The organism is Cedecea sp. (assembly GCF_036500665.1).
Classification (GTDB): Bacteria; Pseudomonadota; Gammaproteobacteria; order Enterobacterales; family Enterobacteriaceae; genus Cedecea.
The window spans coordinates 1-12,602 of sequence record NZ_DASYBS010000026.1; the positions used below are offsets into that span (position 1 = coordinate 1).

General features: G+C 49.5%; 14 protein-coding genes. 6 read left to right on the forward strand and 8 right to left on the reverse strand.

The annotated features are described in order from the left end of the window. The 5 genes from VGM55_RS03935 to ompC all read right to left on the reverse strand — a co-directional run. Positions 1-1,834: pertactin-like passenger domain-containing protein (locus VGM55_RS03935; RefSeq protein WP_331634636.1), on the reverse strand; the 1,834-nt coding region annotated here is incomplete at its 3' end. Positions 1,835-2,256: 422 nt separating this feature from the next. Continuing rightward, a complete protein-coding gene (locus tag VGM55_RS03940; protein ID WP_331634637.1) occupies positions 2,257-2,445 on the reverse strand; it encodes a hypothetical protein in 189 nt (62 codons plus the stop codon). Further along, complete coding sequence (locus VGM55_RS03945) at positions 2,445-2,831, reverse strand: hypothetical protein (RefSeq protein WP_154188626.1); 387 nt, start codon at positions 2,829-2,831, stop codon at positions 2,445-2,447. The genes VGM55_RS03940 and VGM55_RS03945 overlap by 1 nt, the downstream gene beginning before the upstream one ends. Before the next feature lie 281 nt (positions 2,832-3,112). Continuing rightward, entirely contained in the window at positions 3,113-3,562 is a 450-nt protein-coding gene (locus VGM55_RS03950) for a GFA family protein (RefSeq protein ID WP_331634639.1), read from the reverse strand. Between the two features lie 127 nt (positions 3,563-3,689). Further along, positions 3,690-4,781, reverse strand: a complete 1,092-nt coding sequence (gene ompC, locus VGM55_RS03955; RefSeq protein WP_154188628.1) for a porin OmpC — start codon at positions 4,779-4,781, stop codon at positions 3,690-3,692. Positions 4,782-5,613: 832 nt separating this feature from the next. Here ompC and VGM55_RS03960 point away from each other — a divergent pair. The 6 genes from VGM55_RS03960 (at position 5,614) to VGM55_RS03985 (ending at position 10,048) form a co-directional block, all read left to right on the forward strand. Then, the gene (locus VGM55_RS03960; protein WP_331634641.1) at positions 5,614-6,750 is read left to right on the forward strand and encodes an SGNH/GDSL hydrolase family protein; all 1,137 of its coding nucleotides are present in this window, start codon (positions 5,614-5,616) and stop codon (positions 6,748-6,750) included. Beyond that, positions 6,747-6,869 (forward strand): hypothetical protein, encoded by a 123-nt coding sequence (locus VGM55_RS03965; protein ID WP_331634642.1) that lies wholly within the window; start codon positions 6,747-6,749, stop codon positions 6,867-6,869. Before VGM55_RS03960 ends, VGM55_RS03965 begins: the two co-directional genes overlap by 4 nt. A gap of 10 nt (positions 6,870-6,879) precedes the next feature. Beyond that, a complete protein-coding gene (locus VGM55_RS03970; protein ID WP_331634673.1) occupies positions 6,880-7,998 on the forward strand; it encodes a membrane-bound O-acyltransferase in 1,119 nt (372 codons plus the stop codon). Next, complete coding sequence (locus VGM55_RS03975; protein WP_154188630.1) at positions 7,995-9,428, forward strand: AMP-binding protein; 1,434 nt, start codon at positions 7,995-7,997, stop codon at positions 9,426-9,428. The genes VGM55_RS03970 and VGM55_RS03975 overlap by 4 nt, the downstream gene beginning before the upstream one ends. Positions 9,429-9,446: 18 nt before the next feature. Continuing rightward, a complete protein-coding gene (locus tag VGM55_RS03980; RefSeq protein WP_154188701.1) occupies positions 9,447-9,668 on the forward strand; it encodes an acyl carrier protein in 222 nt (73 codons plus the stop codon). Between the two features lie 122 nt (positions 9,669-9,790). Beyond that, a complete protein-coding gene (locus VGM55_RS03985) occupies positions 9,791-10,048 on the forward strand; it encodes a hypothetical protein (RefSeq protein ID WP_154188631.1) in 258 nt (85 codons plus the stop codon). A 49-nt stretch (positions 10,049-10,097) separates the two neighbouring features. On the opposite strand, the gene VGM55_RS03990 is transcribed toward VGM55_RS03985, so the two are convergent. Genes VGM55_RS03990 through VGM55_RS04000 form a run of 3 tightly spaced genes read right to left on the reverse strand, consistent with a single transcriptional unit; the run spans position 10,098 to position 12,545 of the window. Then, positions 10,098-10,493: a hypothetical protein gene (locus tag VGM55_RS03990; RefSeq protein WP_331634643.1), complete on the reverse strand. Its 396-nt coding sequence runs from the start codon at positions 10,491-10,493 to the stop codon at positions 10,098-10,100. 57 nt (positions 10,494-10,550) lie between these two features. Continuing rightward, a complete protein-coding gene (locus VGM55_RS03995; RefSeq protein ID WP_331634645.1) occupies positions 10,551-12,044 on the reverse strand; it encodes a carbohydrate-binding protein in 1,494 nt (497 codons plus the stop codon). Positions 12,045-12,047: 3 nt separating this feature from the next. Beyond that, entirely contained in the window at positions 12,048-12,545 is a 498-nt protein-coding gene (locus VGM55_RS04000) for a hypothetical protein (RefSeq protein WP_331634646.1), read from the reverse strand. Positions 12,546-12,602: the final 57 nt, after the last annotated feature.

Consider the following 12,602-nt stretch of genomic DNA (forward strand, 5'->3'; position numbering starts at 1 on the left):
AGGTCGCGGTAAACAGTGTGCCACGTGCTTTACCGTCTGCAGTTTCAACCACCGTCAGGACTTCATGACCGGTTGTATTGAGGTCGCCGCGATTGAGCACCGTTAATAAATGGTTTCCGGAACTGGCTCCTGTCACCACCAATTTGTCACCGGCGTTATTAACGCCGTTACCTTCACCGACAATATCGGTACGTAAAACAAAAGTACCCGCCCCACTGAGCGTACCCACCTGTAGAGTATAATAATCATCAGTCAGCGCGGCGCTCGAAAAATCAACGGTACTGTTGTTAAGCGCCAGATTGTCCAGGTTAGAAGCGCTCACGAGATTCCACCGGCTGTCATTCATCGAGAGATTTAGTGCGCCGCCATTAACATTGTCGCTAAAGGCGTTTCCGGTCCACACCGAGCCTGAGGCCATATCGATATTGATAAGCCCCCCTTTTGACTCAATACCACCGTTTATCGCCATCTTTCCGCTGGCATTAATGCGGCTTGCCGCAGATCCCTCACTGTGTTCGGTCGCGATAGCGGTCTGCCTGGCGTCAGCCATGGCTATCGCAAGCGTGCCGGTCAGGTCGACCTGACTTCCAGTCTCGGCATAAATACCTCGAGTGCCCTGCGCGCCATTGATCGCAATATTCTCACCGGTAATCATGGCTGAACTCTGTGCCCATAGCGCGGTCGATAATTCCCCCTGGCTGTCGACGGTAATATCGGTGTTTTTGAGGTTGATGTTAGCGTCTTTCCCTCTGGCCAAAGCCCCCCATGCTCCTCCGGAAAAGAGGCTATTGCGGTTATCCTGCGTGCCGAAATAGTTAAGGGTGACGTTAGTCACAGGATTACCGGCACCCAACGACTCCGTATTGGCAACCAGGGCACCTGCCGACTCCGAGCTGACGTGACTCCCGGCACCGATACGGGCGGTTCCGTCCAGAATTTCAATCCCGTGAGAACCCTTACCCCGGGTGAATACAGTCAATGCATCGGCGTTGACATCGCCAAAGCTCCAGATGCCAAATGCATATTCACCGTCTGTTGTTATCTGGCTGCCCTGGCCCAAATCGACGATGGAGTTTTCCTGGATATTCATGCCATAAGCACTGTTTCCCTGAGTATCAATGGTTAGCCGATCGGCCGTAAAAACTGCCGGACCGTAGGCGCTGTTACCGTTGAGTCCTCCCACATAAACGCCAAAGCTGATGCGCCCGTTCGTTTTAATCGTACTGCCGCTGCCCAAATTAGCCTGACTGCCGTAGTCATCTATCCTCAGGCCTATGCCATTTTCACCCTGTGTTTCTATCGAGAGGCGGTCGGCACGTAATGTGGAGCCCGCATGGAGTTGAATGCCGGTCGCTCGTCCTGAATTCGCCTCACCGGTTCCTGTCACCTTAATCTGGCTGCCGCTCCCCAGGTCAGCCTGTGCCTTATCTCCAGATAACACCAGGCCGACAGCCCTTTCACTCTCAGCGTTAACGGTGAGACGATTAGCCGTTAATTTGCTTTCATCACCGAGAATAAGTACGCCTTGTGCGTTACCTGTCGGGGCAGCGGCGGTCACCGTGACGTCATTACCCAGATCCACCGTTCCGGTATTAAAATCAGGATTCAGCACGCCATACAAAATGCCATTGGCGTCGGTAGTATCAGCGATGATGCGATCGCCATTGTTAACCTTGATGGCATTTCCTTGTTGACTGCCCAGGTTAGCAGCCAGAACAGGCTGTAGAAAACAGACTGCGCCGAGCCCCAGAATACCTGCTTGCTGAAATACACGCTTTATTGGATTAAAAAGAAAATGTCCCTGAGATCCCTGATTATAAAACTTAATATCCATAAATACCCTTTAATATTCCTGTCTACTGTCCAGAAAACCGTAATCTCTATTAATGCCACGCCGATTACGACAGGTAAACCGCAGCCAGTAACGCTCCCACGCCCACCCGGTGCCCACTCATTGTTTTATCACATCAAAATATTCTGATAAGACAACAATACCAATGCGGAATGCCTCGCACTAAAAAAAGACGAGACAATAAATACATTAATATTATTATAGCGATAGAATCCCGACGACCTCTTCCCCGGCACCACTCAGACAAAAAACCTGAGTAATTAATGAGTATCTGCAAAGCAAGGACGGGCGAAAGCAGAGACGAAATTTACCTGATATAAATCACACCAGTAAAATATGATATTTATTGATACATTGCATTTTCGGAAAGCGCCGCTGAATATTCAACAACCCATAAAAGCATTTTAGTCTTTCAGATGCTCGCGACTCTGTTTTCTGTGCAACGGTTTATGCTGTACCCATTCGTGATAGCGATGCCCAATACGGCGGCTTAAGCGCCCGCTGTTCCCCGACGCATGGCGATGCTGGAGGAAGACGGTGTTGCAGCAGATGATTCCTGGGTTCAGTGCAACACAGCCTTCTGATTTCTCCATCACGTCTGATGGCATTGTGTGGCCAGTAGGCCCGGAAAAATTTTTTTCGCCACCTGTTTATCAACCATAATACGTATACTTTCTGTGTTTAATTCAGCACGGATAGTTGCTGTATTGATTTTTATACCATTGATATACGTGTTCAGGCTTTGATTCATATAATTGCGTGAAACCTGCGTCAGTTGAATGCGGGCTGCTGGCTGTAATTTAATATTCAGTTCGACGTAATCAGAATTAACGTCGCCTTCCCCTCGGATATTCACCGTCAATTCTTTAAAATCACAGGATGAGTTAAAATGAATTTCAGCGCCCTGCATGGTGGCCATACTCTGAAACGTCAGCAGCAGTGCCCCCACCAGGGTTGAGAGACGGGTAAATAACGACATAATAAACTCCTTTTACGTCAAACTAAGCAATACTTCACGTTCCGGCGCAGTTCGCCACCGGTGATACATGACGGCACACCGCCCGCCCGGTTATACCATGCTCCCTGCACAAAATACCAGCCGGGCCTATGTCTTCCCCATTGCCACCATCGTCGTCTTGCCTTCCCATAATATCTTCAGGCAATTGAGAAGATCTGGGCTATCTTCAAATTTTCCGGGAAATAGTCTTTATAAAGATAATACCCAAAGCCGCGATAAATGCGGCATCTTCAGGGGTTACTCTACGTATTGTCAGGCTTTTCCCATGTGCTCATCAGTTTGGTTTCAAGAAAATCCTGACCCGTTAAGCGAGTATATTGCCCCGTCAGCCCACAAAATGGGGGTTTATTTTCGATATATACCTCCGCAGCCAGCAGCAACTGGCTGGCCTGATTTTTGGAGAGCAGCAGGCTGGGGTAACTGATTAAAAAACGTTTTTTGTCAACGATATGGTAATAGAGTGAGCCACCGCAGGCCGGACAGAACGCTCGCCGCTCGGTATGAGAATACGTGAATATGGCAGGTTTAGATTCGCCGCAGAAATCAGGCTCATCTGCTGACGCAATATAAAGTGCAATGCCGCCACTCCATTTCTGGCAAGCGTTACCGTGGCAGGCAATCACGTCCAGCGCAGGGAATAAAATATTAAATTTTATTTTTCCACACAGACAAGAACCTTTGCATTCCAACATTGGCATTTTCCAGTTAGCCAGAATAAATTCTTTCCCCCTTTGGTGAGTAAGCACAGCGGCGGGAAAAGCGAGAGTGTCGTAATAAAAAAGCCCGGTTAAATTAACCGGGCTTTGGCAGCTATGGAGATTAGAACTGATAGGTCAGGCCAACGGCAACCACGTCGCCGGTATGGATCCCGGACGCACGGTGGAAACGGTTATCGTCCAGCAGATTGATTTTATAATCCGCATAGGTCGACATATTTTTGTTGAAGTAATAGGTCGCACCGAGTGAGACATACTCCACCAGCTCTTGATCGTGACGGGTACCGAGATCTTTGCCGGTAGATTTCAGGTAAGCGATGGATGGACGCAGACCGAAGTCAAATTGGTACTGCGCAACGGCTTCGAAGTTTTGGGTCTCATTAGCAATGATGTCGTTCTTACCGTAGGCGGTCATATTGCGGGTTTCGGCATAGGTTGTTGCCAGGTAAATGTTGTTGGCATCATATTTAAGACCGACAGCCCATACTTCAGCTTTTTCACCTTCGGCATTAACACCTCTGGAGGTGCGGCCAGCCGCAACCTGAGCATCGGTACGATCGGAGGCCGCGTAAGCGGCACTAATACCAAAGCCTTCATATTCGTAGCTAGAAGAAATACCCCATCCATCGCCATGTTGTTTATGAAGATCACGAGAGCTGGCATCTTCTTTTCCCTGGTACTGAACGGCAAAATTCAAGCCATCGATCAGGCCAAAGAAACCGGTATTACGGTAAGTTGCAACACCGGTTGTACGTGCGGTGGCGAACACGTCAGTTTGCGTCCAGGTATCACCGCCGAATTCTGGCAGCATATCGGTCCACGCACCCACATCGTAGGCTACGCCGTAGTTACGCCCATAGTCCAAAGAACCGTAATCAGCGAATTTTAAACCTGCAAAGGCCAGGCGCGTTTTGTTCCCTTTCGCCCCATCAGATTCCGCGTTATTAGCACTGAAATTATACTCCCACTGGCCATATCCAGTGAGCTGATCGGCAATCTGGGTTTCACCTTTAAAACCTAAACGGGCATAAGTTTTATCGCCATCTTCACCGGTATCATTAGTGAAATAGTGAAGCGCAGTTACTTTTCCATAAAGGTCCAACTTATTACCGTCTTTATTATACACGCCTGCTGCATTTAACGTGCCTGCCGCTAATAAAGATGAGACGGCCACAGCTACCAGTTTTAAGTTCATATTATTCGTCCCTAATGATTAAAAAAACACTTCAACTCACTGAAGTGCAATCATTATTAATAACGAAAATGCTGGTTACAAACAAAAGTTCTCAAATAACCATCTATTTTTACTTATCGTGATCGCCGTCGTCGTTGTTAAATGATAAATATCAATTTATAAGGCCTACATTTTACAACTCACTAAAAAACAACAAAAACACCTCATACAACAGAAATTAAAACCCACCAACCACGCCAATGAAAAAATAAAAAACCAACCAATACATACAACACATGTTTTTGAAAATCAAATAAAATATAAAAAACACACTAAAATACAAATGTAATACCAAAAAACATTCACTGAAATTATCAATTTATAGATAAAAACACAATAAAATAAAAATCAAAACTCATTGAAAACATAATGAAAACATTCATCCCCACCTCACAGTGCGGCGGAGATGGCCCTGGCAATACAAGTAATGACACTCGATTTACCGAACACCAGGATAAAGATTAAGACTATTCTCGTGAAATAAAGTTATTTAGTCACCCTCTGTTTTAGCGAAAAGCGGATTTGCTTAGTGAAAAAGATACGGTGTTAGCGGGAAGACTGGCTGACATAAACCGCAATGAGAAGCGCTACTCGGCTAGCCGAGGTTTACTCAACTCGGGGATGGCGGCTTGTTATTACGGTGCGTCGTTCATTGTACATACCGTTACACAGCAACGCTCATCATCGAAGGGGAGCCTGGTATATAGTGCTGCTATACACAGGGATGATTTGTTGTAGTGATAAAAACTAACAAATTTTAAACAAATGGCCGTCATGTAACCTTACTTTTATAATGAAAATCAAAAATACTCTCTGCCTACATATCCTGATGGCCTTGCTTGCCATCCTGTTCCTATGCGTTCCTCCCCTGGTGACGAGCTTCGATCCGCCGCTAACGTTTCAGCCGTTGATTAAAACAATGGAGGGAACACCAAAAGATCAAAAAGAGAAAATAGCGACAATTTCCCATGCATTACAAGGTAATGCGCTGTTCTTCCTCGGGGCATCTGAGGTTTCCACATCTGAAGATGAACATTACGCTGTATATAATTACTTTAATAAGCAATTACATCAGCCGGTGGTGGCCTATGGTGATAGTTATGTTGATAACATCACTCAGTTCCTGCTGCTTTCGCGTTTTAAAAATGACCTTAACGCAAACAGCAGAATTGTCCTGTTGTTTGCGCCAGATAGCTTTTATTTCGACAGCATTCCTCCGGCCATTTTTGCCGACCATTTCCCATCCGCTATTTTTAATCCACTGATGGCAGATGAAAAAACACGTCCCTTCCTTGTCAATTACTTACACCACATTAATGAAGAGGATATAAGCCATTTAACCTTCGGCGAAATGAATGTTTATGGCTGGCATCCGCAGGTGATTTGGCAGGAAGTTAATTATGAGTTTGCTAACTTCTGCACGATGGTAAAAAACGACTGGCTGGCAAGGCTGCATATTGTTCCTGAGTCACCTCGCCCCTGGCCGCATCCTGCAACAAAAAGCATTGCGCCGGACTGGAATCAACAGCTGGCTCAGGCTCAGGTGCTGAACCAATCCCGCCACGAAAGCGCAGCCACACTGTGGATGGATAAAAGTGTCTTTAACGACGAAAAAACGCCGGAAGAGTGGTACGAAACCCCTGCGGTAAGCCGCCAAATGCAGGCTTTCCAGGCCACGATCGAACTGCTGAAAGCGCGCCATGCTCAGTTTGTTGTGATTGTCGACCCGCTAAACCCCTGGGCGCTGAAAAACACGCAAAAATTCCGGCCGATCGACAGCCAAATCAGGGCGTATCTCGAGCAAAACCAGGTGCGCTATTTCGATATGTACGCGCAGCCCTATCAGAATGGCTGGAACTGGGACCGGCTGCACCCAACGGAACTGGCATGGGTCGCCATGGACCGCTTTATTGCTGAGAGCTTTAGATGATGAAAACCGCAGTTCGTCTTTTTGTTCTTTACCTGCTGCTGGCGGTCACCATCGTTGCGTGGTCTTCGGTTGACGACAGCATGAATTTAAAAGTGCATTTTGAATATCAAAAATTTTGAAGGATGAATGATGTACAGTTCCGGAACATTTTTTTTCTTTCTGTTTTCATCAGCACTGCTGTTCGCTCTGGTTAACCGGGTATTACATTACCGGCTAACCTATTTAGCGGCTTTTTCTGTGTTAGCGGCGTTAGGCTGGGGATATATCTTCCAGGGCGACTATATTGTTCCGGTGGCGGTATTCTTTGCTTTTTATATTCTTGTCACATTAAAAGAGAAAGGCTGGTTAAAAACGTGGCAGGCGGTGAGCCTGACACTGCTGCCGTTATTGCTGGTGAAATTACACCTCAATAACCATTGGGGCATGATTGGCCTTTCCTTTATGACCTTCCGTGCTATTGACGTGCTGCTGTACCGCAGCAAAAAAGATGGGCGGAACTTCCTGCATTACTTCTGCTATCTCTTTATGCCCTTTATTATCCTGGCCGGCCCAATGTACCGCTGGAAAACCTGGGTTAACGATATCAACAAACCGGTATTCAGGCTTGAGCGCGCACAATTTCTGCTGGCCGTGGATCAAATCGTGACCGGCGTTGTGCAGAAGTTCTTATTCGCGATGCTGATCGACAACCTGGTGATTGAGTCCTGGAGCCATCGGCCGTTTACCTTAACCGTTGGCGTGGTGATGTCTCTGGCTTATAGCGCCTACCTCTATTTTGATTTTGCCGGTTACAGCAACATGGCTATCGGCGCCGGCCGCCTGTTTGGCCTGAACATACCGGCCAACTTCAATATGCCGATTCTGGCTAAAAATCCGCAAGATTTCTGGCGCCGTTTCCACATCAGCCTGTCCGAGTGGCTGCGCGACGTTGTCTTTATGCCGATTTACATGAATCTGATGAAGCTCGACTTTTTCCGTCAAAACAAAACGCTGGCACAGAACGTAGGGATCTTTTGCACGCTCTTTTGCATGGGGGCATGGAACGGGCTTGAACGACATTACGTCATCAGCGGCGCGCTGTTCGGCGCCATTTCCGTTGCTCACAACATGCTGCAGTGGTCAGCCAAACGCAGCCCGGCACTGGGCAACTGGCTACGTTATCCGATTATTGTGTTTTTTGGACGAATTCTGACGCTGGCAAGCGCCGCGGCCTCCCTTTACATCTTTAGTGGAATGTCTCCTCTATGAACCTTCACCCCGAGCTTCAGGAACTGCAGGATTTTCTGCGTACGGCATTACTCAGCCCCGCGCGCCCACATCAGTTAGCCATTAGCGGCAGCGATGACGCACTCACCTGGCTGCAGCTTTCCGTCGCGGCTACGGACTGGGCGCAGCGCTATCAACAATGCCAGCAGCCCGCCGGAACACCGGTCGTGTTATACGGGCACCAGCAGGCTGAGTTCGCCGTTGCCATCTACAGTTGCATGCTACATAACATCCCGTATGTTCCGGTGGACTGCATCTATCCTAAAGAACGGCTGAAAGAGATCTGTCAGTTGGCTAACGCCCCCTACTATTATGATGTCGTCACCAGACAATTCATCGCTACCGGCGAAGCGGGAAGCGTGCTGGACGAGCCGAACCTGGCTTACATCATGTTCACGTCTGGCAGTACCGGAAAGCCTAAAGGCGTGCAGATTGGTCGTGAAAGCCTGTGGCACTTTATGAAGTGGGTGCGCGAAGACTTTTCATTGCCTGATATCCCTGTACTGATGAACCATGCGGTCTTCAGTTTCGATCTTTCGCTGATCCCCTTGCTGGCGAACCTGGCTACCGGCGGCCATATTGTGCTCAACGCGAAAGAGGATATCGCGGCGGAAAACTGGCTTGAGCGCCTGAAAAACAACGGCGTTTCCGCCTGGGTTTCCACCCCTTCATTCGCCTACCAAAAGCTGCTCTCCCCTCAGTTCAGCAGTGATTATTTGCCCGAACTGAGCGTGTTTGTGTTCATCGGTGAAGTGCTGAATAAAGCGCTGGTAAAACAGCTGCGTCGTCGTTTCCCTCAGGCCAAAATCCTTAACTCCTATGGCCCAACGGAAGCGACCATCGCCACGACAGTGATTGAAATCACCGATGAGATCCTGCACAGCGAAAACGACCTGCTGCCGGTCGGTACCATGATGCCTGAGTCGAGAATGGAGATTACCGCTGAAGGCGAGCTAATTATCTGGGGTAAAAACGTCATGCGTGGCTACCTCGGGCTGCCGCAGGAAAACGCCGAAAAACTGCTGAGCCATGAAAATGAGGCCTACCGCGGCTACCGAACCGGCGACCTCGGTTACGAAGACGGGCTGCTTTACTGCCAGGGCCGCAACGACAGCCAAATCAAGCTCAACGGCTACCGCATTGAAATCAACGAAATTGAAAACCGCCTGCTGGCAATGTCCGGCATTAGTGAAGCCGTAGTCCTGCCCCTGATGAAATCCGGTGGGGGCGTGCTGCGTATTGCGGCGTTCTGCGTAACGGGTTTAGCCCCGGAAACCATCAAGACTTCGCTTTCAAAGGTGATCCCGCCTTATATGGTGCCGTCTCAGATCATTATTAAAGATACGTTACCGCTTAACCCTAACGGCAAAATCGACCGCAAGCTGCTGGATACCCAGGCTCGCACGAACTAATTACCCCAGGAAAAAATGATGGAACAAGATATTCTCGCCCTGTTTGAAAAAGTGTTATCCCGCAAAGTGGGTTTTAACGATGAACTGATTGAGTCTGATATTCTCGACTCGATTCTGGCCGTAGATTTGGTGCTGGAAGTCCAGGATATTTACGGCTGTACAATCCCACCGACTGAAGTGGCAAATGTCCTGAAAACGCCTGCGGAGCTAGCCCGCTACATTGAAGAAAACCGCGGGTAAACCTTAACGAGGCCCGGTTTAAAGACCCTGGATGCTCATGCCTCCGGGGTCTTTTTGTTTCAATGCCGCATCGCCGATGATTCATTAATAACTCGTGGGAACAGGCAGATGATAAGAAGTAAATGCGTGTAGAAGAACGCCTCAGGGCTGACGACGACTCGCCAGCGACACAGCGCGACACGCAAACGACGATGCAAAAAGACCTTGTCTACCGAACCTGCTCACTGAAAACCGTTCAGCTTGCGCAGGACAAAGGGTTAGAAGAAGAGCATCACGACTACAGCCACTATCCGGATAAGCTCGCGTTTACGCTCAAAACGAGCGCGCAAATTTATAAAAGCACTGGATTCGGGGGTAATTTCACTTCGCGGCACCTTTAATTCAATCACGGGGCTCCCGTGATTGAATTGATTGGGGCGCGCTTAGAAGCTACTCGCTTGCATGATGAATCGGCAGCACCTGTGGCTGGCTGCTTTTTCCCGCTGGGGTAACGACGACTTCATTTTGTCGCGGCAGGTGCTCAGGGCAGGCACCGTATACCTGCATTGTTTCCCCCGGCTGAAGCGTCGTCTTTACTAACGTTAACGGCATCTCATCAGGCATGAGCTTTACGTCGCGCTCAAGATCAATCGCTGATTTACCGGTGTTGGTTACCGTTAGTTCGTTTCCCTTCGCTTTCCAGGCCAGCGAGCGCAATGTCTCAGGCTGATGTGCAGAAGCACTTTGCTGCGTGTCTTTCGCCATCACCCCGGTGGCCTGTGCCAGAGAGCAGGAAAAAAACAGGATCAGCGGCAAAGCGGGAAGTATCCTTAGGGCGTTGTTCATCGTCATCTTTCTCGTTATGGCCTCTGCACGGAGGCAGAGGCCAGCGGGTTTACAGCGTTAGCGAACAAGCTGCCAGAGTGCCGGTACTTCGGCCGGAGACCAGTGCGCCATTGACGGGTGGCCCTGCAGGCAACGGTACTCTTTGCCTTTATAGGTCACCACATCGCCCGGCTTATAGTTCACGCCGGTTTTCCATTCACCTTCCGGCTCAGGCGTAACAATGCTGTCCTGGGTTTTGGCCTTCAACACTGCGCTTGCCAGTGAGGTTTGTCCTTTAGCGTTTTCAGCCACAACCGTGTAGCTGTAGGTCGTCGCAGCCGTCAGGCCACTGTCGCTAAACTGAGTCCCCGTCACCGTATTAACCTTCACCCCGTCACGCAGAACATGGTATTTCACAGCGCCAGTGACGCCGTTCCACTTAATGTTCAGGTTCTTTTCCCCGGCGGAAACCAGGCTAAGACCCGTTGGGGCTGCCGGTGCGCTTTCAGACACTTCAGCCGTTTTCACCTCTACCGTATTACTGGCATCAGACAGGTTGCCTGCCGCATCTTGTGCTTTCACGGTATAGCGGTAAATCACGCCGCCCAGCTCCACGTTGGAATCCGTCCAGCGGGTATCGCTTGCAGAGCCGACAGGCACGCCGTTACGCAAAATGGAATAGCCCGTCACACCCACGTTATCGCTCGAAGGCTGCCATGCCAGCGTGATGGTTTGAGCGTTTTCCATTACCTTCAGGCCAGCGGGTGCGGTAGGTGCAACGTCATCGACGTCCGGGCGATCGCCAGACATCTGGTCAGCCCGCTGCTTCATCTCGTTAAAGTAGTCCACCTGCTGAGAAAGGGACTGCTGCTGATCGTTGGCGCCGAGCGTCCAGATAAAGAAGCCGCCGTAGCCCTTTTCAGCCTGCCAGCCCGCACGGTTAACGTTAGTCTGGCGGCTCTCCACGAAGCGCCCTTCTGGTCCCCACTGGGAGTTAATGGTCTGGCCCATTACGATTTTGCTCTTATCACCAACGGCGCGAGCGTAGTTGGCCATCGCCACGTCGTACTTAAAGCGCGGGCCAGCGTCATAGGCCATGACGTTAAAGAAATCGAAAACATCTTTACCTTTGGTCAGCAACGGCAGCACTTCACCGTGGTGGCCAGAGCGTGCGGCCTCAACAAAGGAGCAGTTTTCCGTCACCAGGTTTGACTGGCAGGCTTCCGGATCCGCACCCACGTGGTAAGTGGTCAGGCTGATAAGCTTTTTACTTCCGGAGGCGTCCAGCAGCTCGCGCACGCGTTTTGCCACCGCCAGTACGTTGTCATTCTCCTCCGGCGTCAGGCGCGCCACTTTTTCAAAATCAAAGTCGATACCATCAAGCTGCACTTTGCCCGCAAGCTGGTTAACGCCCATATCGCACTTGCCTTCCCAGTTGGTGTGCAAGCACTCACCTACCATCTCTTCCGGCTTCAGGTTCTTTTTATAAACCGGGAAGTCGGTATGCAGCAGTTTGACCAGGTTCTGCGCCAGATTTTCACGCGTTTGTGGCGTTGCCAGGTAAGCCCACATGGACTAATAGGTTTCACCGCCGAAGGCAACCATCATTTTTTTACCCGGCTGAGCCAGCTTTAACTGGCTCCATGCGCTGTAGGCGGATGCCTGGATGTACCACGGATCGTAAGTCGGCATGGCCACAATATTGTCGGAGCTGGAAATTTTACCGCTCGCATCCCAGCCGCCGAATGAAAGCAGAAGCGTATTGGCCGTGACGTCTTTTAGGGTCTCAACTGAGTCGGCAGTAATTCCGCCCCAGGAGGTAAAATAGGAGACTGCACGCTGGGTTTCAGCTGCGAAAGCCGACTGCGCCAGCAGGGCTCCACTAATCAACAAAGGTAAAGTTAGTTTTTTCATTGCGTATCCTTGTAAGTTATTTTTAAAACAACATCCGTTGCTGTTTTCATTATTCTCTTTTCCTGTCAGCAAAGCTTTGGGGATAATGACATTGGCTTTCAGGAACGCCCCTTCATCAATAAGAAATATCTTTGGATAACGCAGCGAGATATTTCTCAACGCAACGTCCCTCGTTCGCAAACAATAAAAGAGCCAACGCCTGTCTCATCAACATGA